The organism is Actinoplanes sp. NPDC021490 (assembly GCF_055562135.1).
In genome coordinates, this window is sequence record NZ_JBVHFW010000019.1 from 96,432 (window position 1) to 119,661 (window position 23,230).

The following is a 23,230-nucleotide window of genomic DNA, read 5'->3' on the forward strand; positions in this document are numbered from 1 at the left end:
CACGGGTGGCTCCTCTTCGCCGGAAGGTGGATTACCCGAAACTGATTCCGACGTTGCCACGTAAATCCGGCATTCTGGAGCATTGGCAGCGGCGTGTCCGCTGTGAAATTGGTCGGATCCGCTACTCGGCGGCCTTGGCCTTCTGCGCCGCATCGACCCAGCGTGCGAGCTGAGCCGTCGCAGCCCCGGAGTCGATCGTTTCCTGGGCCCGGGCGATTCCGGCCCGCAGCGTGTCTCTCAGGTCGCCGGGGAAGCCACCGTGAGCTGCCAGGGCAGCCGCCGTGTTGAGAACGACCGCGTCACGCACCGGGCCGGGCTCACCGGCGAAGGTCCGGGTGGCCACGTCGGCGTTGAACGCGGCGTCCCCGCCCCGCAGGTCGGCCGGCTGACTGCGCGGCAGGCCCAGCTCGACCGAGTCGATCAGGTGCTCCTCGACCTTGCCGTCCTTGGCCTGCCACAGGCGGGTGGGCGCGGAGGTGGTGAACTCGTCGAGACCGTCCTCGCCCCGCATCACCAGCGCCGAGTCGCCGCGCCGGGCGAACACGGCGGCCATCACCGGGGCCATGCGCGCGTCGAAACAGCCCACCGCGGCCGCGGTCGGACGGGCCGGGTTGGTCAGCGGTCCCAGCACGTTGAAGAACGTGGGGACGCCCAGCTCGCGCCGCGTGACCGAGGCGTGCCGCATGCCCGGGTGGTAGCGCGCGGCGAAGCAGAAGCCCATGCCGGCGCTGGTCACCGTGCTGACCACGCCCTCGGGGCCGAGGTCGAGCGGGATGCCGAAGTGCTCGAGGAGGTCGGCCGTGCCGGTCGTCGACGAGGCCGAGCGGTTGCCGTGCTTGACCACCGTCACACCGGCGGCGGCCGTGATGATCGCCGCCATCGTCGAGATGTTCACGGTGTTGGCCCGGTCGCCGCCGGTGCCGACCACGTCGACCGCGTCGGTGCGTACGGACTCGGGCAGCTCGACCAGGGTCGCATTGGCCAGCATGGCCTCGACCAGGCCGGCCAGCTCGCCCGGGGTCTCACCCTTGGCCCGCAGCGCGATCGCGAACCCGGCGATCTGGGCCGGCGTGGCGTTGCCGGCCATGATCTCGCCCATGGCCCAGGCGGTGTCGGCGGTCCCCAGCTCCTCGCCCCGCAGCAGGGCGCTCGTCAGGTTCGGCCAGGTGCGTGCGCCCATGACGGGGCCTCCGGGGTCGGGGATTCGCGGGGGGAGTTCGCGGCGGCCGAGGTCAGCCGAGCGTGCCCATCGTGCCCAGCGGCACGGAGCCGTTGCGGCGGGCGCGGAGCATGGCGGCGATCGTGCGGCCGGTGGTGACCGGGTCGAGCGGCGCGACCAGGGTCTGGTCGACCTGGGCGTAGGCCGCGAGCCAGCGGTCGGCGGCGCGGGCGATGACCACGCAGACCGGCGGAGGCGTCGCGTATTCGTCCTTGGTCTGCCGGGCGATGCCGATGCCGCCCGCGGGGGAGGCCTCGCCGTCGAGCACCATCAGATCGATCTCGTACTTGTCGAGCAGGTTGCGGCAGTCTTCCCAGGTCGCGGCGTCGGCGAACTCGACCTTGAGATCGGCCGCGGGACGCACCCCGATCGCCATCCGGATGCGGTCGCGCACGGCGGCATCGTCGCTGTACAGCAGGACCGTGTACTGAGTCGGTTCGTCGCTCATAGTGTGCCCCGGTTCACGTCGTAGGTGCCCGCCGATCGTAACGGACCGGTTTACAACGCGTCGGACCCCGGGGCCCGGGTGTCGGCCGGGGCCCCGTTTGTGATCTTGGCGGCATCCTGGCGGGCCTGCTCGGCGGCGTCCTCCGCCTCCTGGCGGTCCAGCGCGCGGTCGATGCGGCGGGCCTCCCGCTCGGACTGGCGCACCCACTGCATCACCAGGATGCCGAGCATGGTGACGCTGACGATCTCACCGCCGGCCCACAGGATGCCCCCGGCGGTGACCTGGTCGGCGGCCGGATCGAGCCAGCTCAGACCCAGGCTCGGGTAGTAGTCGCCGGCCAGCAGCGTCTTGCTCTGCATGATGGTCAGGCCGAGCACCGTGTGGAACGGCACCGACAGCACCATCAGCAGCGCGCGGCCCGGGTAGGGCCAGCGGTTGGGCAGCGGGTCCAGGCCCAGCAGCGGCCAGAAGAACAGGCAGCCGGTGATGATGAAGTGCACGTGGATGAACTCGTGCAGCAAGGGGTGCAGCAGCGTCTGCCGATAAAGGTCGGTGAAGTAGAGGACGAACGGGTTGGCCACGAAGATTCCGAACGCGACCAGCGGGAACGTCAGCACGCGGGCGACCCGGCTGTGCAGGACCGCGAGCAGGGTCTTGCGGGCCGGGGCGGGCACCGTACGCAGGGCCAGCGTCACCGGCGCGCCCAGCGCCAGAAAGATCGGCCCGACCATCGACAGCATCATGTGCTGGACCATGTGCACCGAGATCAGCGTGGTGTCGTACGCCTCGATGCCGGTGACGGTCACCGCCGCGATCGAGCCGAGTCCACCGGCGACGAACGCCACCGTGCGGCCCACCGGCCAGTGGTCGCCCCGCTGCCGGAGCCGATAGACGCCATAGCCGTACAGCGCCGCGGCCACCACCAGGAACAGCGCCACGAGGCTGCCGAGGTGGATCTCGGTGAAGATCGCGGCCGGTGTGAACTGCGGAAGAACATTCTCCCCGCTCGGAGCGGCGAGTGTGGTCGTTTCTGCTAGGTGCACCACTCGAGGCTAGGCCTATCCGGTCGGTGCCTGTCTTTCCGGGCTGCAACTCATGACTGAATTCGACCCCCCGCAGCACGTTGGACTGATCGCGGAGCAATAATGAGCCCGTGACAGCGGCCTCAGCCATCGACAAGAGCAGGATCCACTCGCTGACGCGACCCAACATGGTGAGCGTCGGCACGATCGTGTGGCTCTCCAGCGAGCTCATGTTCTTCGCGGCACTGTTCGCGATGTACTTCTCGATCCGCGCGGCGGCGCCCGAGCAGTGGGAGGAGCACACCCGGCATCTCGAGATCCCGTACGCGACGACGTTCACGGTGATCCTGGTGCTTTCCTCGGTCACGTGCCAGCTCGGCGTGTTCGCGGCGGAGAAGGGTGATGTGTTCGCGCTGCGGCGCTGGTTCACGATCACCTTCGTGATGGGCCTGATCTTCGTGCTCGGCCAGGCGAACGAGTACCGCAACCTCGTCCACGAGGGCATCAAGCTCAACGGCGACGGTTTCGGCTCGATGTTCTACCTGACCACGGGCTTCCACGGTCTGCACGTCACCGGCGGCCTGATCGCCTTCATCGTCTACATGATCCGTACGACGATGGGTAGGTTCACCCCGGCGCAGGCCACCTCGGCGATCGTCGTGTCGTACTACTGGCACTTCGTGGACATCGTGTGGATCGCGCTGTTCGCCATGATCTATTGGCTGCAGTAGAGCCGCACGCCCTTCATGAGCTTCTGGTCAAAACGCAGAGGGATACAACCCATGACTTCAGACACCCCCGCGGGCCGGCGCCTCCGGGTGTTCTCCCGGCGGCGTGGCGCGCCGAGTAAGACTCGGCGGCGCCTCGGGGCGGCCGTGCGCATGGTCGCCGCGCTCGCGCTGGCCGGCGGCGTATACACCGCGTTCGCGCCGGGCGCGTTCGCCGACGAACCCCGGCAGCTGTCGGCCACGGCTCAAGAGGGCAAGCAGCTGTACGACAACAGCTGCATCACCTGCCACGGGCGCGACGGCCAGGGTGTCCAGGACCGCGGTCCGAGCCTGATCGGCGTCGGCGCGGCGTCGGTCGAGTTCCAGGTGGGCACCGGCCGCATGCCGATGACCCGCCAGGAGGCTCAGGCCGAGGAGAAGAAGCCGCAGTTCGACAAGAACGAGACCAAGCAGCTCGCTCAGTACATCCAGGAGCTCGGTGGAGGCCCTCAGCTGCCCACCGGCGAGCTGGTCGAGAACCTCGACAAGAACCCCGAGGCGATCGCCCGCGGCGGCGAGCTGTTCCGGGTCAACTGCACCTCGTGCCACAGCTTCGGCGGCGCCGGCGGCGCGCTCTCGTCGGGCAAGTTCGCCCCGGCCCTGCACGACGCCACCCCCGAGACGATCTACGCGGCCATGCTGAGCGGCCCGCAGAACATGCCGGTGTTCGGTGACAACCAGCTCACGCCGGAAGAGAAGCGCGAGATCATCACCTACATCACCCTGCAGCTCCAGGAGGACAAGGACCCGGGCGGTCTGTTCAACCTGGGCCGGTACGGGCCGTCGACCGAGGGTCTCGCGATCTTCTTCGTCGGCATCACGATCCTGGTCTTCACGTCGCTGTGGATTGCGGGGAAGTCATGACCACGCTGCACCACGACACGCCCGGTGCGACCAAGCCGGTCGACGTCGACGACCCGAAGCTGACGCGTCTCGACATCGTCAAAGAGGGCCTGCGCCGCGACGAGATCGAGATCGTCACGTACGAGTCGCAGTTCCAGGGCACCAATTCGAAGGCCGAGAAGCGGGTCGTCCGCAACATCTCCTTCCTGTTCATCATCGCCGGCCTGGCCGCGCTGGCCTTCCTCGGCTTCTACATCTGGTGGCCGTGGCGGTTCCAGCTCGGCCACACGATGGGCGACTACTTCACCCCGCTGCTCGGCATCACGCTCGGCATCTCGCTGTTCGCGGTCGGCTTCGCGATCCTGGCCTGGGCCAAGAAGCTGCTGCCGCACGAGGTGTCGATCCAGGCCCGGCACGACGGCGCGTCGCCGAGCGACGAGCAGAAGATCACCGGTCAGACGATGATGTTCGTCGCCGACGAGATCGGCACCGGCGTCCAGCGCCGCCCGCTGCTCAAGGGCGCGATCGGTTTCGGTCTGGCGCCGATCGGCCTGGTCGCCGCGGCGCCGCTGATCGGTGGCCTGATCGAGAACCCGCACAAGGACGACCTGCCGATCATGTACACCACCGGGTTCAACCCGGGCAAGAACGGCGGCAACCCGGTGCGGCTCACCCGCGAGGACGGCACGCCGATCCGTCCCGAGGACGTCAGCACGGGCGGCCAGATGACGGTCTTCCCCGGCATCCCGCACGGCGCGACCAACGAGTACGCCGACTCGCCGACCCTGCTGATCCACCTGCGGGCCGACGACGCGCAGAAGACCCGTGAGGCGGCCGAGGCCGACCGCCGTAACAAGGGGTCGATGTGGGGCGACTACGTGGCGTACTCCAAGATCTGCACGCACGCCGGTTGCCCGGCTAGCCTTTACGAACAGCAGACGAACCGTCTGCTGTGCCCCTGCCACCAGTCGCAGTTCCTCATCACCCGGAACGCCCAGCCGATCTTCGGTCCCGCCACCCGGCGGCTGCCGATGCTGCCGCTGGGAGTGGACGAGGAAGGCTTCTTCGTGGCAACGTCCGACTACAAGGACACCGTCGGACCTGACTTCTGGGAGCGGCCGTGAAGCGCCGTAAAGTAGACCTCCAACAGGCGCCTGTCACCGCAGCCAAGGGCGTCGACGAGCGGTTCCAGGCGGCGACCCCGCTGCGAGCCCTGCTCAACAAGGTTTTCCCTGACCACTGGTCGTTCCTGCTCGGTGAGATCGCGCTCTTCTCGTTCATCATCCTGCTGCTGACCGGTGTCTTCCTGACGCTGTTCTACGACCCGTCGATGTCGGAGACCGCCTACGAGGGCGCCTACCCGGCTCTGCGCGGCACGGAGATGTCCCAGGCGTACGCGTCGTCGCTGCACCTCTCGTTCGAGGTGCGCGGTGGTCTGTTCATGCGCCAGATGCACCACTGGGCGGCGCTGCTGTTCATGGCGTCGATCGTCGTGCACATGGCGCGCATCTTCTTCACCGGCGCATACCGGAAGCCGCGCGAGGCGAACTGGGCGATCGGCGTCGCGCTGTTCCTGCTCGGCTTCCTGGCCGGCTTCACCGGTTACTCGCTCCCCGACGACGGCCTCTCCGGCACGGGTCTTCGCATCGCCTCGGCGATCATGCTGTCGATCCCGGTCGTCGGCACCTGGGTCTCCGCCTCCATCTTCGGCGGCGAGTTCCCGGGTCACCTGATCATGGGCCGGTTCTACATCGCGCACGTGCTGCTCATCCCGGGCGGTCTGCTCGCGCTGATCAGCGTCCACCTGGGCCTGGTCTTCAAGCAGAAGCACACCCAGTGGCCCGGCCCGATGCGCACGAACACCAACGTGGTCGGCGAGCGCATGTTCCCGCGGTACGCGCTCAAGCAGGGCGGCTTCTTCATGGCCGTCTTCGGCACGGTGGCGCTGATGGCCGGCTTGTTCCAGATCAACCCGATCTGGCTCTTCGGCCCGTACCGCGCGTCCGAGGTGTCCTCGGCCTCGCAGCCCGACTGGTACGTCATGTTCATGGACGGCCTGGTCCGGCTCATGCCGAACTGGCAGATCTACATCGGCGACTACAGCATCCCGCCGCTGTTCTGGCCGGCCGTGGTCGGCCTGGGCGCCCTCACCACGGGCCCGATGTTCTGGCCGTGGATCGAGGCCCGCAAGAGCGGCGACAAGGGGATCCACAACCTGCTGGAGCGCCCGCGCGACAACCCGGAGCGCGTCGGCATCGGCGCGATGGCGTTCACGTTCTTCATCGTGGCCACCCTCTCCGGCGCCAACGACGTCATCGCCGACAAGTTCCACATCAGCCTGAACGCGATGACCTGGGCCGGCCGTATCGGATTGATCGTCCTGCCGCCGCTGGCGTACTTCATCTCGATCCGCATCTGCCTGGGTCTCCAGCAGCACGACCGTGAGGTGCTGGCGCACGGCGTCGAGACCGGCATCATCAAGCGCCTCCCCAACGGCCAGTTCGTCGAGGTGCACCAGCCGCTCGGCCCGGTCGACGATCACGGCCACCCCATCCCGCTGGAGTACGGCGGCTGGGTCGTCCCGAAGAAGATGAACCGCGTCGGCGCTCTGGCTCCGGCCGTGAAGGGCTTCTTCTTCCCGGTCGAGAAGCCGTCCGAGGCCCCGGTCTCGCCCGGAATGCCGCCGGTCACCGGCGACGACCGCGAAGAGATCACTTCCGGTCGCCGGTAAGCAACGAGCATCAAAAGGGGCCCGCTTCGGCGGGCCCCTTTCTCGTCGCCGGGCTACTTGGTCAGCGCCGGCCCCCGGGCGATCCGGTGCGGTGTGACCGGCTGCGGATAGCATGGTCGCGACCATCCGTCCTCCCAGCTGAGGAGCTCGCCGGTGAACACCGCGATCGTGCACATCGACTGCGCTACCGACTCCATTCCCGAGGTCGCGGAGGCTCTCGCCGCTCTGGACGGGGTGAGCGAGGTCTATTCGGTGGCCGGCAACGTCGACCTGATCGCGATCGTCCGGGTCGCCAAGTTCGAGGACATCGCCGAGGTCATCGCGGGCAAGATCTCCAAGACCGCGGGCGTCCTCAACACCGAGTCGCACATCGCCTTCCGCGCCTACTCCAAGCACGACCTGGAGGACGCGTTCGCCATCGGCCTCCCCGGCGCCGACTGACACGCTCGCCGGCCGGCTGCCGGCCGGCAGGGTGGCGCGGACGGGGCTGCCGGCCGCCGCCGACGTCCTCGATCGGGCCGGGCTCACCGGCGTTGGCAGTTGCCGCTCGCGGGCGGCAACGGAGCTGGTGTGCCGCCGGCCTTCGCTGAGGCGGGGCAGGTGACGGAGTTGGTGGGCCGCTGGCCTTCGCTGCTCGCGGTGCGGGTGACGGGGCTCGTGGGGCGTCGACCTTCGCTGAGGCGGGGCAGGTGACGGAGTTGGCGGGCCGCTGGCCTTCGCTGCTCGCGGTGTGGGTGACGGGGCTCGTGGGCCGTCGACTTCGCTGCTCGCGAGGCGGGGGCCGACGGGGCGGACTCGTTATCCGGCGGCCGGGATCGTCAGGGGACCTGGTGCGCGGATGACGTCGGCCAGTGACTCGGCGGCGAGCACCTCGGCGCCGGGCCAGATGACGCAGCGGGTGACTGTGCCCGCGATCCGGGCGCCCGGGCCGATCACCGACTCGCTGACGGCCCCGGTGACCGTCGCCGTGGGGTCGATCAGGGCGGCGCCGTACGCGGCGTGCAGGTTGGCTCTCAGATAGTCGGCCGGCGTGCCCGTGTCTATGTAGAGGCCGTCATAGTTGACCAGTTCCAGCGCGCCCTCGGCCTCGGCAGGGCGCCACACCGTGCGTACGAGATCGCCGTGCTCGGTCGAGAGGGTGCGGACGTAGCGCCAGGGCAGCAGCGAGAAGCCGGTGAAGCGGCGGCCGCTGAAGCCGCCGGTCGCGCCGGGCGGGTTGGGCTTGGTGAGCATCCGGACCGTGTCGCCGGACCAGCCGTCGAGCAGGGCTGCGATGTCCTTGCCGGGCTCGCGGGCCGGATCGGCCAGGTAGGCGTCGGCGTTCCCGACCAGGACGCCCCGGCCGTCGGCCCAGTCCCGGAGCCGGCCGACGCCGCCCGACGTGCCGACCGGGCCGTCGGGCTCGACCGACAGGTGGGCGCGGTCGCCGACGTGCCGCACGACCTGCTCGGCGAGATAGGCGGCGTTGACCGCGACCGTCTCGGGACCGGCCAGGCCCAGCCCGGCCAGCCGGGCCAGCGCGCGGTCGAGCAGGGCCACGTTGCCGACCGGGCAGAGCGCCTTGGGCAGCGACTCGGTCAGCGGGCGCAGCCGCCGGCCCTCGCCGGCGGCCAGAATGATTCCGCCGACCCCCGTCACGACCGGCCTATGTCGTAGCGGGCCAGCAGCTGGGCGGTGTTGCGGGTGAGGCGGGGGAGGTCGTCGACCGGAAACCAGTTCGCCTCGAGGATCTCGCCGCCGTCGACGCGCAGCTCCGTGGTGGACGCCGGGACCGATCCGAACCAGACGGTGTCGACCACTCCCACCGGGTGGATGATCGCGTTCGGGTTGCCGGGAGTGAGGTCGGACGGGTCGACGCGGACCCCGGTCTCCTCGAACAGCTCGCGGGCGGCGCCCTCGGCCGCGGGCTCGTGACGCTTGAGCAGGCCGGCCGGGAGGCTCCAGCCGTGCTTGGTCGGCTGGCGGAGCAGCAGCAGTCGCGAGGGCTCGGGAGCTTCCGAGTCGCGGATCACCGCCACCGCGCCGACCAGGTATTTCGGGGCGACCAGGCTGGCCACGGCGCGGCGCACGGGACTCGGCATGCGATAGAACGTCTGATATGCGTACGCCCGCACGCGCCGAGGAATATTCACAACCGCAAGGCTAGCGGGGCCCGGTCGTCGGCTAGTCAGGGTGGTCGACGAGGGCGATCAACTGCTCGACGACCATGTCGGGCTCGAGGGTGCGCTCACACACCGCGACCAGCATCGTCTCGAGGTCGGGATAGCCCAGTTCCTCGGCCAGGCGGCGCAGCGGCACCTCGCTGGCCAGGCCGCGGTCGTGCTTGCGCAGGGTCAGCCCGATCGTGGCGCGGCCCAGACGAACCTTGTCGGCGATGCTGATGCCCGGTTCGTTCTTCTCGTCGAAGTACTTGTTGATCTGCAGCTGGGCCTGGCTCGATTTGACGAAGCCGAGCCACTCGCGACGCGGTCCGCGAGGAGCGTTCGGCTCCACCTCCAGATGATGATCGGTCTCGGAGAAGATCTCGACGACGTCGCCGTCGCGCAGCTGCGAGCTGAGCGGGGCCAGCCGGCCGTTGATCGTGGCGGCGAGGCACTGGTCGCCGGTCTGCGGGCTGAGCTCGTAGGCCAGGTCGACCGGTGTGGAACCGCTCGGCAGCTCGAACGCGTGCCCGTGGGCGAAGACCGTGATCTGGGCCTCGGCCAGGTCGCACCGCAGCGACGCCAGGAACTGGGCGGCGTCGGTGGTGTCCTGCTGCCAGTCGAGCACCCGCTTGAGCCAGGTCAGCTGGTCGGCGCCCGAGGCCTCGGCGGTCTCGGCGTATTTCGGATAGCGATACGTCGTGGCGACGCCGTATTCCGAGTAGCGATGCATGGCCCGGGTGCGGATCAGAACCTCGACCAGGCGCCCGTCGGGCCCGGTGACCGTCGTGTGCAGCGAGCGGTAGAGGTTGTTCTTGGGCGAGGCGATGAAGTCTTTGAACCGGCCGGCCACCGGGCGCCACTGGCCGTGGATCGCGCCGAGCGCGGCGTAACAGTCGGTCTCGGGGCCGTCGACCACCACCGCGATGCGGGGCAGGTCGAAGGGGACGGAGTGGCCCCCGGCCACGGTGTCCTTCCAGATCGAGTAATAGTGCCGCGGGCGAGGCGTGACCTCGGCCGTCACCCGCTGACGACGCAGCGCGGCGCGGGCCTTGCCGCTCACGTCGTCGAGGTAGTCGGACCATCCGGGACGGTTGCGCACGTGCTCGTCGATCCGCGTGTAGGAATCGGGCTCGAGGTGGTAGAGCACCACGTCGTCGAGGTCGCGCTTGAGGGCCTGGATGCCGAGCCGGTCGCAGAGCGGGACGAGCACGTCGAGGGTGGCCGTGGCGATGCGGGCGCGGGAGGCGGGGGAGCGGGCGTCCAGCGTGCGCATGTTGTGCAGCCGGTCGGCCAGCTTGATGACCAGGACACGGACGTCCTTGCCGGCGGCGACGATCATCTTGCGGATGGTCTCGGCCTCGGCCGCCTTGCCGTAGAACGCCTTGTCGAACTTGGTCACGCCGTCGACCAGGTGGGTCACCTCGGGACCGAAGTCGCCGTGCAGCGCCTCGAGCGTGTAGCTGGTGTCTTCCACCGTGTCGTGCAGCAGGGCGGCGACCAGGGTGGTGGTGTCCATGCCGAGCTCGGCGCAGATCTGCGCGACGGCGAGGGGATGAGTGATGTACGGCTCGCCGGACTTGCGCATCTGGCCGCGGTGCATGTTTTCGGCAATCGCGTAGCTGCGCCGCAGGACTCCCGCGTCGGCCGACGGGTGCACGGCCCGATGGGTGCGGGTGAGGACGGTGACGGGATCGTCGTCGTCGCCATTGAAGCTCAGGAAGGAGCGCAACCGCTGGGTGATCGACAAGTCGCGTTCGGTTGTCGGCAGGGCACGTCCAAGGGCGGCGCCGTGGCCGGCGTCGACGTCCACTGGACACCCCCTCACCGCAGGGCCGCCGGACTGGCGCGCGGGGGACCGCGAGAGCCGAGGGCCAAATCGTCGTGAAGCCCCGCGAACCAGGCCGGAGATTCCACTTGCCTTACAGCCTAAGCGAGCGAGCGTCATCCGAACGGTCAGTTACGGATGAGCGAACGGCCGAGTCTTTGCCCGATGCTGCCGCTTCTGCCCTGTTGAGCAGGGAGGTGAAGCGCGCGGCGCCACGAACCGGTGACACCCAGTCGCCGGAAGTTTCCACCAGCCGGGTGTCGGGCTGCTCGAGCCAGGCCAGAATCCGCTCGGTCTCCTCGGCCGAGGCGGCCGGCACCGGGCCCGGTCCCGGTAGGACCGTCTCGGCCGTCAGGCGTACCGCGTCGAGGGTCGGCCGGGGATGCTCGCGGGGTGGCGACGTGGCCGCGGCGGCCAGCCGTCCGTGCCGGACGACCGAGATCTCCCAGCCGCCGATCCCGTCACGGCGGGCGGCGACGATCTCCGTGAGCCTGGTCAAAGCGGACAATCGCTGCATCCGTACGGTGGCCCGCAGCAGCGCGATGAGCCGCGAGCGCAGGACGGCGGCCTCCTCGTAGCGCCGCTTGTCGGACAGCGCGTCGATGCGGTCCATCAGGGCGTCGACCACCTGCGACGGATCACCGTGGATGGCGCTGCGGAACGGCAGCGCGGCGGTGGTCGCGTAGTCCTCCGGGGTGATCTTGTGCTCGCACGGGGCGGGGCACCGGCCCAGCTCGGCCAGCGCGCAGGCCGGGAAGGGGGTGCGCACCGAGAGCTTGTGACTGCACTGGCGCAGCGGGACGGCGTCGTAGACCCCGGCCGCGGCCAGCTCGGCCGTGCGGCGGGACGAGAACGGGCCCAGATAGGCCGCGTCGTCGTCGACCAGCGAGCGGACCACCGACAGCCGTGGATAGGCCTCGGTGGTGAGCTTGAGCCAGACGACGCGCTCCGGGTATTTCGAGCGGCGGTTGTACGGCGGGGAGTGCGCCGCGATCAGCCGCAGCTCGCGGACCTCGGCCTCGAGCGGGTGAGCGCACTCGACCGCGTCGACCCGGGTGGCGGCGCCCAGCATCTCGGAGATCCGCGCGCGCTTCTCGCTGGCGGTGAAATAGCTGCGTACGCGGGTGGCGATGTCTTTTGATTTGCCGACGTAGAGAGCGCGGTCGTCGGCCGAGCGGAACACATAGACCCCGGGGACGTGGGGCAGGCCGTCGGCCAGGTGACGCTGGCGGCGCTGGGTGGGGGTGACCGCCTTGGCGAACTCGATCGCGTCGCCCAGGGTGTGCACCCGGAAGCTGCCCAGCCGCTCGATCAGGCCGTGCAGCACGTCGACCGTGGCCCGGGCGTCGTCGAGCGCGCGGTGGGTCGGCTGGACGGTGGCGTGGAAGAACTGGGCGAGCGTGCCGAGCTTGCGGTTGGGCACCTCGTCGCGGGTGAGCGCGCGCCGGGCGACCGCGGCCGTGTCGAGCACCCGCGGGTTAGGCCACGGATAGCCGTGCCGGGCGCAGGCGGCCTTGAGAAAGCCCACGTCGTAGGGCGCGTTGTGGGCCACCAGCACGGCGCCCCGCAGGAACTCGAGCAGGCTGGGCAGCACCGACTCGATCGGCGGGGCCGGCGCCAGCATGGCCTCGGTGATGCCGGTCAGCACGGTGATGAACGGTGGCAGCCGCTCGCCCGGGTTGACCAGGGTCGCGAAGACGCCCAGCTCGACCCCGCCGCGGACCTTGACCGCGCCGATCTCGGTGATGCCGGCGCCGTCGGCCGCGCCGCCGGTCGTCTCGAGGTCGAGCACCACGAAAGTGGTGTCGGACAGGGAGAGCGCCGCCGGTTCGACCGAGCCGTCAGCAGTGAGAAGCGTGTCCAGAGTGCCCTGGACATATGCCGGTTGTGCCACGGCGGGGAGATTAGAGAGGGGGTACGACATAAACCGGCGCGGCTCTTGAAAAGATCACTTGCTTCGACAAGCTTTTCCGCAGTCCGCGGTGGGAGAATGGGTAGATGTCAGAGCTCCAGCCGTCCGGCGACCGCCCCGAGGAGGAGGCGGCTGTCCAGGATGCGGAGTTCGCTCCCGAGCCGGTTCTGCCCGAGCCGGTGCGCCAGCGGGTGACCGTTCTGGCCGCCGCCGCGCTGCCCGGCCTGCCGGCCGACGAGATGCCGGTGCAGATGCGCCGGGTCGCCCGCTTCGCCCCCAACCGCCGGGCCCGGCTCGGCGGCCGCGAGATCGCCGCCCAGCTCGCCGCCGACCCGCTCTTCCGCCAGCGGATCAGCGGCCGTGTCGTGGCCGACGCCGGTGACCTGGGCCGCGCCATCGCCGCGGGCGTCGCGCCGGGCGCCGCCGACCCGGTCGAGGTGGCCGCGCTGGCCTATCTGGCCCGCCCCGACGGCTGGCGCGAGCTGATCGAGGAGGCCGGCCACGCCGTGCAGGCCGAGGCCGACAGCGCCGCCGTCGCTCACCAGGTGCGCGACGCCGAGCAGCGGGCCGCCCGGGCCGAGCACGACCGTGCGGTGGCCAAGGTCGAGGCGGACAAGCTGCGCGACGAGCTGGCCCGGGTCCGTGAAGAGCTCGGCCAGGTGCGCGAGGAAGCGCGGGCCAACGGCAAGGCCCTGCGTGAGGCCCAGGCCGCCCAGAAACGCGCGAGCGACCTGCTGGCCACCGAGAAGGGCCGGGCCGCGCGGATAGCGGCCGACCACGACTCCGAGGTGCGCCGCCTCAAGACCCGTCTGGCCGAGGCCGAGGCGCTGGCCGCGACCGGCAAGGCGGCCGCCAAGGACGCCCGTGCCGCCGACGACGCCCGGCTCTGGCTGCTGATCGAGACGATCGGCCAGGCCGCCTCCGGGCTGCGCCGCGAGCTGGCGCTCAACCCGTCCGACCGGATGCCGGCCGACTTCGTGGCCGACGCCTCGGCCGACCGTCCCGGGTCGCCCGAGCGTTCGCAGGCCCGCGCGCAGGACACCGACGACCCCGGCCGGCTTGACCAGCTGCTCGCCCTGCCCCGGGCCCACCTGATCGTCGACGGCTACAACGTGACCAAGCGCGGGTTCGCCGAGATGTCCCTCGAACAGCAGCGCAAACGCCTGATCACCGGGCTCGGCGGCATCGCGGCCCAGACCGGCGACGAGGTGACCGTGGTCTTCGACGGCGCCGAGCGGGTGCACGGCCTGCCGCCGGCGCCGCGCGGGGTGCGGGTGCTGTTCTCGCGCAAGGGCGACACCGCCGACGAGCTGATCCGTCAGCTGGTGCGGGGCGAGCCGGCCGGGCGCCCGCTCGTGGTCATCTCCTCCGACCGCGAGGTGGCCGACGGCGTACGCCGGCACGGGGCCTACCCGATGGGCGCGGACTCTCTGTTACGCCGTCTCTCGCGCTCCTGACCTGCGGCAACTCATTTTTGTCGTACCCCCGCCCTACCGTTGTGGTCACCGATGGTGGTCGGTCCGCGACGGTGCTTCCCCGTTGACGTCGCGCCGCCACCCGGGGGAGGAGGAGTGATGATCATCGACTGCGGTCGTTGCGACCGGACGGCGCGGGAGTGCCGCGAGTGTGTCGTCGGCGCGTTGCTGAGCACGCCCGACGGCATCGGTGACCTGACCCCGGGCGAGCTGCGGGCGGTCGAGGTGTTCGAGCTGGCCGGCTTCGAGGTCGAGCTGCTCGAGACACCCGAGCCACCCGTGGTCGTCCCCATGTACCCGCGCACCCGTCACGTGGCGTGATCACGGCTCTCTAGGATGGGCGGTCGAGCTTGGAGGTGCGATGAATCGGGTGTGGGCGGCCGGCACGCTACTGGTCCTGCTGGTGGTGCTGGTCCTCGTCGCCTGGCACACGATTCCGTGGCACCGCCCGCCCGCTCCCCGGGCCGACCAGCTGGCCGCGCTCGACCAGCTGCCGGCCGACCAGGTTGCGCGCGGCCGCGAATTCCACGCCGAGCTGCGCCCGGGGTCGTACGGGGCGATGCTCCTGACCTTGATCGTGGCTCTGGTGATCGGGCTGACCCCGGCCGGCGCGTGGCTGGTGACCCAGGCCGGTCGGCCGTTCGGCGGTCACTGGCTGGCCCAGGCCGTCCTCGGCGGGTTCGCGGTCGTGCTGGTCAGCGAGGTGGTGACGCTGCCGCTGGCCGCCTGGCGGCACACCATCGTGGTCCGTTACGGCATCTCCACCCAGTCGTGGGGCGCGTGGACGGCCGATCTGCTCAAGTCGTTCGCCGTCGGCGCGGTGATCGGTGGCCTGGCGCTCGCCGGTTTCTACACGATCACCCACTTCGCGCCGCGGTGGTGGTGGGCGATCGGCGCGGCGGGCGCGGCCGGGCTGGTCGTGCTGCTGTCGTTCGTGCTGCCGGTGGTGGTCGAGCCGGTCTTCAACAAGTTCACCCCGATGGCCGACGGTCCCTTGCGTACGGAATTGATGCAGCTGGCCGCCCGTGACGGCGTACCGGTGAAGGATGTTCTCGTCGCCGACGCGTCGCGCCGCACGCGGGCCGTCAACGCCTATGTCTCCGGCCTCGGCCCGACCCGGCGCATCGTCGTCTACGACACGATGCTCACCGAGGCCGAACCGGCCGAGGTCGTCTCGGTGACCGCCCACGAGCTGGGCCACGCCAAGGACGGCGACGTCCTGATCGGCACGCTGCTCGGCGCCCTGGGCACGGCGGCCGCGGTGATCGCGCTCTTCCTGCTCGGCTCCTGGCAGTGGCTGCTCGCCCGGGCCGGGGCCGACACGATCGGGGAACCGCGCGCCCTCGGCCTGCTGATCGCGCTGGTCACCCTGGCCGGCCTGATCGCCGGGCCCGCGCAGGCCTTCGTGTCGCGGCGCATCGAGGCCCGCGCCGACGAGCACGCCCTCGTCCTCACCGGCGACCCGGCCACGTTCGAGGCCATGCAGCGCCGCCTCGGCACGGTCAACCTGTCCGACCCCGATCCGCCCGCCTGGGAGCACGTCATGTTCGCCTCACACCCGTCCACGGTGGAACGGATCGCCGCCGCCCGCGCCTTCGCCCGGGGCGAGCGCTGATGGGCCGCACCCTGCTGGTCACCAACGACTTCCCGCCCCGCCCCGGCGGCATCCAGCAGTTCGTGCACAACCTGGCGGTCCGCCAGCCGGCCGGTTCGGTGGTGGTCTACGCGTCGACGTGGCGCGGCGCCGACAAGTTCGACGCCGAGCAGCCCTTCGAGGTCGTCCGCGAGAAGACCGGCATGCTGCTGCCCACGCCCGCGGTGGCCCGCCGCGCGGCCGAGATCGCCCGGGCGCACGACTGCGACCGCGTGTGGTTCGGCGCCGCCGCCCCGCTCGGCCTGCTCGCCGAGGGCCTGCGCCGCCACGCGGGGATCACCCGCGCGGTCGCGCTCACCCACGGCCACGAGATCGGCTGGGCCGCGCTGCCCGGCGCCCGCACCCTGCTCCGGCGCATCGCCCGAGGCAACGACGTGGTCACCTACCTCGGCGAATACCAGCGCACCCGGCTCGCCCGCGCGCTGCCCGGCCTGACTTCGCTGGAAAGGCTCGCGCCCGGCGTCGACGTCGACGCCTTCCACCCCGGCGCCGACGGCAGCGAGGTGCGCGCCCGCCACGGATTGACCGGCCGCCCGGTGATCGTCTGCGTCTCCCGCCTGGTCCCGCGCAAGGGGCAGGACATGCTGATCAGGGCCCTGCCGACGATCCGCCGCCGCGTCCCCGGCGCGGCCCTGCTGCTGGTCAGCGGCGGGCCGTACCGCAAGACCCTCACGCGCCTGGCCCGCGAGAACGACGTGGAGAAGGACGTCGTCTTCACCGGTTCGGTGCCGTGGCCCGAACTGCCGGCCCACTACGCCGCCGGCGACGTCTACGCGATGCCGTGCCGCACGCGGGCCGGCGGGCTCGACGTGGAGGGCCTGGGCATCGTCTATCTGGAGGCTTCGGCCACCGGCCTGCCCGTGCTGGGCGGCGATTCGGGCGGCGCGCCCGACGCGGTGCGCGAGGGCGAGACGGGCTACGTGGTGGGCGGCCGCGACGTGCAGGCCATCGCCGCCCGGCTGACCGAGCTGCTGACCGATCCGGCCCGGGCCAAGGCCATGGGCGCCGCGGGCCGGGCCTGGGTCGAGCGGGAGTGGCGCTGGGAGACCCAGGCGGCCCGGCTGGACCGCCTGCTCACCGGAAGCTGACCGCCGCGCCGCTGGACGGCCTGCTCACCGGAAGCTGACCGCCGCGCCGCCGGACCGCCTGCTCATCGCAAGCTGACCGCCGCGCCGCTGGACCGCCTGCTGACCGCCGCGCCGCTGGAACGTCAGAGCACGTCGCCGAGTGCGGCGATCAGCTGCGGCTTGGCCGGGACGCCGGTGGCCCGCTTCGTGACGCGGCCCTCGGCGTCGAGTACCAGCAGCGTCGGGGTGCGCCAGATGCCGAGCGCGCGGACGGCCTCGAGGTGGCTCTCGGCATCGACCTCGACGTGCTGGACGCCGGGAACCATCCCGGCCACCTCGGAGCTGACGCGCCGCACGGCCCGGCAGGGGGCGCAGAACGCCGACGAGAACTGCAGGAGGGTCGCCTTGGCCTGGCCGACGCCGAGCTCCGCGAGCAGCGCGTCATCGAGACGCTGACCGGGGGCGCTGTTGTCCGCCGCGGTTTCCTCGATCACGCCCGGCTCCTCACGCTCATCCTCCGCCACCGTGCCCGTCCCGGCCGCCGTCACCACTGTGCCCGACTCCGCGCCGGTCATGCCAGAACGAGCCGAGCCGAGGCCCACCCCGGCCTCGGCCCGCACGGCATTTCGGCCCGAGCCGTCGGCTCCACCCGAGATCCCGCCAAGCGTGATATTTCGGGCTTGGCCGTCCTCAGCATCCCGGGATTGGCCGCTGTTGGCATCTCCGGCTTGGCGGCCTGCTGCATCTCGGATCCGGCTGCTCTTGGCGCCTCCGGCTTGGCTGCCTGCTGCATCTTGGATCCGCCCGCTCGTGGCATCTCCGGTTCGGCTACCCGCTACATCTTGGATCCGGTCGCGCGTGGAAGATCGGGCTTGGCCGTCCGTCACATCGCGGATCCGGCCGTCCGTGCGGCGTCGCCAGAGCCCGACCAAGACGCCCACGACCAGCACGGCGACGATCGCAACGAGACCCACCAAATCCATAGGACTACTCTGACACGCCGCTCCCGGAGAGGCGAGATCAAGCGTTCCACCCCACACCCGCGCTCTTCGGCCTCGACCACAGCACAGTGACCACCGATCACCCGGTGGCGGGGGAACGGCATGGAGTGGTCACCTCAACCACCGACTGCCGTGCCCACACTTGCCGGTAACTCGGACCGCCGAGCGCAAGCAGGCCGCTGTCCCTCTCGCGGCAGAGGTGGGCACGGCGGGCCGGTGGTCCCAGCGCGGTCCAAGGCGAGAAGGCAGCGGCTTGCTTACGATCGACGGCAGTTCAGCGGGTTAGGGGCCGATGGGCTCGGTGGTGTGCCGGACAGGGTGAGGCGTTCGGCGGTGTGGCGCTGCGGTCAAGGGCGGGAGCCCGACGCCGTTCAGACTCCGGCCGCCTCCACCACCTCCGGGGGACGGGTGGGTGAGGCCGTTTCCGGCTGGGTCCGGGTCAGGCGGCGGGTGCCCGGGATCAGGAGCTGGACCGCGGCGGCCACGAAGAGGACGCCGGCGCAGGCTGTCAAAACCTTGCCGGTGCCGAAGGCGCTCTCCAGCGGGCCCGCCAGGATGTTGCCCAGGGGCATGGCCAGGAAGGACGTCAGGTAGTCCCAGGAGGAGACCCGGCCCAGCATGCGCTGGGGGACGTTGTCCTGGATGGCGGTCTCCCAGGCCACGTCGAAGAAGATCAGGCCCGCGTAGCCGATGATGGCGCCCGCGATGACGGCGATCAGTTCGGCCGGCCAGACGTACGCCAGGGCCCACAGCGGCATGAGGAGGAGCGTCAGCCAGCCCGCGCGCAGCAGGCGGCGAGGCTTGAAGCGCAGAGCGATCGCCGCTCCGAGGAGGCCACCCAGGCCCTCGGCGGCGGCGATGAAGCCGGCCGCGGAGGGGCCGCCCAGTCGTTCGATGGCCACGACCTGGACCAGCACGAGGATGACGCCGTTGGCGACGTGGTAGAGCGTGGCGCCGAACAGGCCGCCGATCAGCCAGTCGCGCTTGCTGATCTCGCGCCATCCCTCGGCCAGCTCGCTGATCATCGACGTGCGCGGGCCGCGTTCGGCGCGGACCCGCAGCAGCAGGGCGGCGATCATCGAGGCCAGGAAGCTCAAGGCGTTGACCGTGAAGCCGGCCGAGGCGCCGAACGCGGCTACGGTCACGCCGCCGAGCGCGGGGCCGGCGACCTGGCTGCCGGTCTGCAACATGCTGAAGGTTGCGTTGGCCGACTGGCGTTTCTCGGCCGGGACGAGCAGGGGGCGCAGCGCGCCGAAGGCCGGGTCGAAGAAGCTGGCGGCCCCGGTCGAGATCGCGGCCAGCGCGCAGAGCAGCACGAGGTGGTAGCCGTCGCTCATGAACATCAGCGCCATGCCGGCGGCGGCCAGGAGGCGTACGAGGTCGGAACCGACCATGACGCGTTGCGGCTGCAGGCGGTCGGCCCACACGCCGCCGAAGAGGGTGCAGAGGAGCCGGGCCACGATCGATGCGGCCATGACCAGGCCGAGGTCGCCGGGGCCGCCACCGGCCCGCACGACCGCGACGGCCAGCGCCACGGTCTGGAAGCCGTTTCCGATCCAGGAGAGGGTCTGTCCGGCTGCGAGCAGACGGAAATCGGTGATCCGCATGCCCAGGAAAGTAGTTCACCGTCTAACTATTAGCAATCTAAAAATCAGATGGTGGCACAATGGCGATCATGGACCAGGACAGCGTCGATCAGCACGTGGCTCGGTGGGCGGCGTTCTGGAAGGACGAGCCGGCGTTCGCCCCCGAGGTCGAGGGCGCGCTGGTGCGGATGAACTACATCCAGCGGGAGGCCCGCCGGCAGGACGCGGCCGCGTTCGCGGAGTCGCGGGAGCTGACGTTCGAGGACTACAAGACCCTGCACGTGCTGATGATTCAGCCGTGGCCGATCGAGGCGACGCCGGCCCAGCTGGCCGAGGCGGCCAACGTCACCCGGGCCGCCATGACCAGCCGGCTCGACCGTCTCGTGACGGCCGAGCTGGTGACCCGTGAGAACGACGAGACCGATCGCCGGCGCGTGCTGATCCGGCCGACGGCCGCCGGGCGCGCGATGTGGAGCAAATACATCTTCGAGGGCATGGCCCGCGATCAGCGTCTGCTGCACGCCCTCTCGCACGAGGAGCTGATCCAGCTCAACGGCCTGCTGCGGAAGGTCCTTCTCGACCTCGAGGGCTGAGATGCCCCTCACGGCACCGCGGCGATGGCGAAAGCCCTGGTGAATGCCATTCTGAGCGAATGGAACTCGATCCGCGCGGGCAGCGGTTCGCCGCCACGGTGACCACCCTCGTTCTGGTGGTCGTGCTAGCGACCGGGTGGGGCTGGCTCGCGCTCGCTCAGGCGATCGTCTTCGCGATCACGGCGGCCGATCCGCGGCGCGGGCCTTACGCGTACGTCTATCGCGCTCTCGTGCTTCCCCGGCTGGGTCCTCCGGCCGAGCGGGAACCCCTTCCACCCGTACGCTTCGCGCAGTTAGTCGGATTTAGCTTTATGGCTGTCGCGAGTGTCGGGTACCTCACGGGGGTGACCACGCTCGGGGTGGTTTTCGCAGCTTTCGCGCTGTTGGCGGCATTCCTCAACGCCGCCTTCGGCCTCTGTCTGGGCTGCGAGGCCTATCTGACGGTCAAGCGGCTGAGCGCAAAAAGCACCTAGAAACACGACACGCCCGGTGGGGGGACCGGGCGCTGACGTCGTGGGGAAGGTGACGCTAGAACTTGGGGGCGTCAGGGGCCTCGAGCAGGCCCAGACGCAGGGCCGTCATCAGAGCCTGAGCCCGGTTGGCCGCGCCCAGCTTCTCGTACAGCTTGGAGATGTGGGTCTTGGCCGTGGACTCCGACACGAAGAGCTGCTTGGCGATGCCGGCCACGCTCATGCCGTCGGCCAGCAGGCGCAGCACCTGACCCTCGCGCGGGGAGAGCTGGGGACCCGACGGGGCGAGCCGGCGCTTCATGGCCTCGGCCAGGTCGGCCGCGGTGAAGGCGCTGGGCGCGGACGCCGCGTGCCGGGCGGCCGCGACAACCTCGTCGGCGGGGGCCGTCTTGGGGACGAACGCGCTGGCGCCCGCCTCGAGGGCCCCGAACAGCTGGTCGTCACCGGCGTACATGGTGAGCACCACGATGCCCATGTTGGCGTTGTTCTTGCGGAGGGCCTTGGTCGCCTCGAGACCGCTGCCGTCGGGCAGTCGCAGGTCCATGATCACGACATCGGGCTGCAGGGCGCCGGCCTGACGGACGGCCTCGGCCGCCGTGGCCGCTTCGCCGACGACCTCGAACTGACGGTCGCGCTCGAATGCGTGTCGCAGCCCCTTACGAATCAAGTCATGATCGTCAACAAGGAGGACCTTGGTGCGCGTAGTCGGCGCCGGACTGGTCGACATGCTCGGCTTACTCCCCTTCTGGAGCGGAAACGCTATTCCGCACGCTATCGCGCCTGGCAGGGGATCCGAGCACTACGGCAACGGTTGTCCCGCTGGGGTGTCGCGGCGTGATCTTCAATCGGCCCCGGATCCGTTCGGCCCGCTCGGCCATGATGGTCAGACCGTAACGACCGTCCGGGCGGTCGTCGGCGAAGCCCCGGCCGTCGTCGGAGACTTCGATCTCGGCGTACGGCGGGTCGACGGTGCAGGTAACCCACAGATTAGAGGCTCCGGCGTGCTTACGCGCATTCGTGATCGCCTCTTGGGCGATGCGCAGCAGTTCGGCCTCCGTGGCGGCGGGCAGACGGGCCGTCGACTCGTCGAACGTGAAGTGCACGCGCAGGCCGGCCGAGGTGCCCAGGGTGCGCGCGTACTCGGCGATCGCGGCGGCCAGGCCACCGTTGCGATCGACCTCGGAGCGCAGCTCGAACAGGCTGAGCCGCAGCTCGGTGATCACCCGGGTCACCTCGGCGCGGAGGGACCGCAGCTCCTCGGCGGTCTCCTCGGCCCCTTCGGGCAGGGTGGCCTGGGCGTTGTCGATGCCGTAGCCGACCATGACGAGCTCCTGGGCGACCCCGTCGTGGATCTCGCGGGCGAGCCGCTGACGCTCCTCGTTGGTGGCCAGCGAGCGCACGTCGTCGAAGAGCAGGGCGGCTTCCAGCCGCAGGGCGGCGGCGTCGGTCACCCAGGTCACTTCGCCCACGGTTTCCTTGGGGTACGCGTTGGCGACGTCGCTCTCGAGAATGACGAGCCCGATCGTGCGGACGCCCGCCACCAGCGGGACGACCAGGGACGAGGTGTCGCCGCGGCGGCTCGAGCGGGCCTGGGATCGGCTCGCGACCTGCGGCTGCTGACTGGCCCAGGCGTCGGCGATCGCGGAGTCGGCGTCGAGCGTGACCTCCCAGTCGACGCGTTCGACACCGGTCTGGGCCAGCACGACGAGCCGCCCGCCGCCGCTGGCCGACAGCACCGCGGCCCGGTCGGACGGCTTGACCAGGCGCAACTCCTCGAGCAGGTGCTCGGAGATGCCGCCCGGATCCAGGGTGGCGCCGGGCAGCGACCGAGCCACGCTGCGCAGCTGGGTGAGCAGGCGGGTGGCTTCCGCGTACGGCTGGGGGGTGGGCTCGGAAGGCTGCATGAACTGGCGCATGGTGTCGGCCGCGAACGTGATGATGGCGCCGAGCACCAGCCACTGGCCGCCGACCGCGAGGAACCCGGGCTGGGTGATGACCTCGCCGGCCACCGTGCCGCCGACCACCAGCGAGACGGCCGCGACGCCGAGCAGCGCCGTGCCCTCGGTCGGGCGGCGGCGCAGGGCCGCGGTGAGCAACGGGACCGCCAGGTAGGGCAGCACGGCCTCGGCGCCGAACCCCGCGTCCAAGGTGTTGTTGCTGTCGCTGGCCGCGGCCACCGAGCCGGCCGCCAGACAGGTGACGACGACCTCGGCGAAGCGGCCCAGAGGGGCCAGCAGATGATGGTCGGGAGCGAGCACCGCGGGCAGCGCGGCGACCGCGAGAAGCGCTATCCAGCGGAGCTGCCCCGGGTCGCCGGTGGCGATCACGGTGAGCGCCGCGACCAGCGCGAGCATGACGATGCGCGCGGCCACCGCGAGCGGTTGGACGCGCGCGGAGACACTGGCTAGCACCGGCACCTGAGGGATGGTAGCCGTCCCGTCGTCCGGTGGCTCGTCGCGCCCGGCCCGGCCGC

The 23,230-nt window shown here is 70.7% G+C and carries 22 protein-coding genes; 11 read left to right on the plus strand and 11 right to left on the minus strand.

All coding sequences use genetic code 11. The features are described from left to right. Positions 1 to 121: 121 nt before the first annotated feature. From trpD to ACZ3I4_RS37940, 3 genes are read right to left on the minus strand one after another with little or no spacing between them, the layout of a single operon-like run. Positions 122 to 1,180, minus strand: coding sequence for an anthranilate phosphoribosyltransferase (gene trpD, locus ACZ3I4_RS37930; protein ID WP_465386940.1), 1,059 nt, complete (start codon positions 1,178 to 1,180; stop codon positions 122 to 124). 52 nt (positions 1,181 to 1,232) lie between these two features. Continuing rightward, complete coding sequence (locus tag ACZ3I4_RS37935; RefSeq protein ID WP_465386941.1) at positions 1,233 to 1,667, minus strand: hypothetical protein; 435 nt, start codon at positions 1,665 to 1,667, stop codon at positions 1,233 to 1,235. Between the two features lie 50 nt (positions 1,668 to 1,717). Next, the gene (locus ACZ3I4_RS37940; protein WP_465386942.1) at positions 1,718 to 2,713 is read right to left on the minus strand and encodes a cytochrome c oxidase assembly protein; all 996 of its coding nucleotides are present in this window, start codon (positions 2,711 to 2,713) and stop codon (positions 1,718 to 1,720) included. Positions 2,714 to 2,820: 107 nt separating this feature from the next. On the opposite strand from ACZ3I4_RS37940, the gene ctaE reads away from it, so the two are divergent. From ctaE to ACZ3I4_RS37965, 5 genes are all read left to right on the plus strand, one after another. After that, the gene (gene ctaE, locus ACZ3I4_RS37945) at positions 2,821 to 3,420 is read left to right on the plus strand and encodes an aa3-type cytochrome oxidase subunit III (RefSeq protein WP_465386943.1); all 600 of its coding nucleotides are present in this window, start codon (positions 2,821 to 2,823) and stop codon (positions 3,418 to 3,420) included. A 51-nt stretch (positions 3,421 to 3,471) separates the two neighbouring features. Further along, on the plus strand, positions 3,472 to 4,320 hold the full coding sequence (qcrC, locus tag ACZ3I4_RS37950; protein WP_465386944.1) for a cytochrome bc1 complex diheme cytochrome c subunit: 849 nt from the start codon (positions 3,472 to 3,474) through the stop codon (positions 4,318 to 4,320). Next, on the plus strand, positions 4,317 to 5,423 hold the full coding sequence (gene qcrA, locus ACZ3I4_RS37955) for a cytochrome bc1 complex Rieske iron-sulfur subunit (protein WP_465386945.1): 1,107 nt from the start codon (positions 4,317 to 4,319) through the stop codon (positions 5,421 to 5,423). Before qcrC ends, qcrA begins: the two co-directional genes overlap by 4 nt. Continuing rightward, the gene (gene qcrB / locus ACZ3I4_RS37960; protein ID WP_465386946.1) at positions 5,420 to 7,030 is read left to right on the plus strand and encodes a cytochrome bc1 complex cytochrome b subunit; all 1,611 of its coding nucleotides are present in this window, start codon (positions 5,420 to 5,422) and stop codon (positions 7,028 to 7,030) included. The genes qcrA and qcrB overlap by 4 nt, the downstream gene beginning before the upstream one ends. Positions 7,031 to 7,183: 153 nt before the next feature. Beyond that, the gene (locus ACZ3I4_RS37965) at positions 7,184 to 7,471 is read left to right on the plus strand and encodes an Lrp/AsnC family transcriptional regulator (RefSeq protein WP_465386947.1); all 288 of its coding nucleotides are present in this window, start codon (positions 7,184 to 7,186) and stop codon (positions 7,469 to 7,471) included. A gap of 357 nt (positions 7,472 to 7,828) precedes the next feature. Here the strand turns inward: ACZ3I4_RS37965 and ACZ3I4_RS37970 are convergent, their stop codons facing one another. From ACZ3I4_RS37970 to ACZ3I4_RS37985, 4 genes are all read right to left on the minus strand, one after another. Next, entirely contained in the window at positions 7,829 to 8,668 is an 840-nt protein-coding gene (locus ACZ3I4_RS37970; protein WP_465386948.1) for a sugar phosphate nucleotidyltransferase, read from the minus strand. Beyond that, positions 8,665 to 9,111 (minus strand): NUDIX hydrolase, encoded by a 447-nt coding sequence (locus tag ACZ3I4_RS37975; RefSeq protein ID WP_465387061.1) that lies wholly within the window; start codon positions 9,109 to 9,111, stop codon positions 8,665 to 8,667. Before ACZ3I4_RS37975 ends, ACZ3I4_RS37970 begins: the two co-directional genes overlap by 4 nt. Positions 9,112 to 9,193: 82 nt before the next feature. Continuing rightward, the gene (locus tag ACZ3I4_RS37980) at positions 9,194 to 10,984 is read right to left on the minus strand and encodes a RelA/SpoT family protein (protein ID WP_465386949.1); all 1,791 of its coding nucleotides are present in this window, start codon (positions 10,982 to 10,984) and stop codon (positions 9,194 to 9,196) included. A 109-nt stretch (positions 10,985 to 11,093) separates the two neighbouring features. Further along, positions 11,094 to 12,893 (minus strand): DEDD exonuclease domain-containing protein, encoded by a 1,800-nt coding sequence (locus ACZ3I4_RS37985; RefSeq protein ID WP_465386950.1) that lies wholly within the window; start codon positions 12,891 to 12,893, stop codon positions 11,094 to 11,096. Positions 12,894 to 12,997: 104 nt separating this feature from the next. On the opposite strand from ACZ3I4_RS37985, the gene ACZ3I4_RS37990 reads away from it, so the two are divergent. From ACZ3I4_RS37990 to ACZ3I4_RS38005, 4 genes are all read left to right on the plus strand, one after another. Then, positions 12,998 to 14,368 carry an NYN domain-containing protein gene (locus ACZ3I4_RS37990; protein ID WP_465386951.1) on the plus strand — a complete coding sequence of 457 codons (1,371 nt, stop codon included), beginning with the start codon at positions 12,998 to 13,000 and terminating at the stop codon, positions 14,366 to 14,368. A 117-nt stretch (positions 14,369 to 14,485) separates the two neighbouring features. Further along, positions 14,486 to 14,707: a hypothetical protein gene (locus ACZ3I4_RS37995; RefSeq protein ID WP_465386952.1), complete on the plus strand. Its 222-nt coding sequence runs from the start codon at positions 14,486 to 14,488 to the stop codon at positions 14,705 to 14,707. A 40-nt stretch (positions 14,708 to 14,747) separates the two neighbouring features. Beyond that, on the plus strand, positions 14,748 to 16,001 hold the full coding sequence (locus tag ACZ3I4_RS38000) for a M48 family metallopeptidase (RefSeq protein WP_465386953.1): 1,254 nt from the start codon (positions 14,748 to 14,750) through the stop codon (positions 15,999 to 16,001). Continuing rightward, positions 16,001 to 17,128, plus strand: a complete 1,128-nt coding sequence (locus ACZ3I4_RS38005; protein WP_465386954.1) for a glycosyltransferase family 4 protein — start codon at positions 16,001 to 16,003, stop codon at positions 17,126 to 17,128. Before ACZ3I4_RS38000 ends, ACZ3I4_RS38005 begins: the two co-directional genes overlap by 1 nt. A gap of 122 nt (positions 17,129 to 17,250) precedes the next feature. Here the strand turns inward: ACZ3I4_RS38005 and ACZ3I4_RS38010 are convergent, their stop codons facing one another. Next, positions 17,251 to 17,682, minus strand: coding sequence for a TlpA family protein disulfide reductase (locus ACZ3I4_RS38010; protein WP_465386955.1), 432 nt, complete (start codon positions 17,680 to 17,682; stop codon positions 17,251 to 17,253). 797 nt (positions 17,683 to 18,479) lie between these two features. Further along, positions 18,480 to 19,715, minus strand: coding sequence for an MFS transporter (locus ACZ3I4_RS38015; RefSeq protein ID WP_465386956.1), 1,236 nt, complete (start codon positions 19,713 to 19,715; stop codon positions 18,480 to 18,482). Positions 19,716 to 19,774: 59 nt separating this feature from the next. Between ACZ3I4_RS38015 and ACZ3I4_RS38020 the strand changes: the two genes are divergently transcribed. Together ACZ3I4_RS38020 and ACZ3I4_RS38025 are read left to right on the plus strand one after the other, a co-directional pair. Beyond that, complete coding sequence (locus ACZ3I4_RS38020) at positions 19,775 to 20,287, plus strand: MarR family winged helix-turn-helix transcriptional regulator (protein WP_465386957.1); 513 nt, start codon at positions 19,775 to 19,777, stop codon at positions 20,285 to 20,287. 59 nt (positions 20,288 to 20,346) lie between these two features. Continuing rightward, entirely contained in the window at positions 20,347 to 20,760 is a 414-nt protein-coding gene (locus ACZ3I4_RS38025; RefSeq protein WP_465386958.1) for a DUF4395 domain-containing protein, read from the plus strand. A 55-nt stretch (positions 20,761 to 20,815) separates the two neighbouring features. On the opposite strand, the gene ACZ3I4_RS38030 is transcribed toward ACZ3I4_RS38025, so the two are convergent. Beyond that, a complete protein-coding gene (locus ACZ3I4_RS38030) occupies positions 20,816 to 21,484 on the minus strand; it encodes a response regulator transcription factor (protein ID WP_020512124.1) in 669 nt (222 codons plus the stop codon). Positions 21,485 to 21,491: 7 nt separating this feature from the next. Beyond that, a complete protein-coding gene (locus ACZ3I4_RS38035) occupies positions 21,492 to 23,174 on the minus strand; it encodes a GAF domain-containing sensor histidine kinase (protein WP_465386959.1) in 1,683 nt (560 codons plus the stop codon). Positions 23,175 to 23,230: the final 56 nt, after the last annotated feature.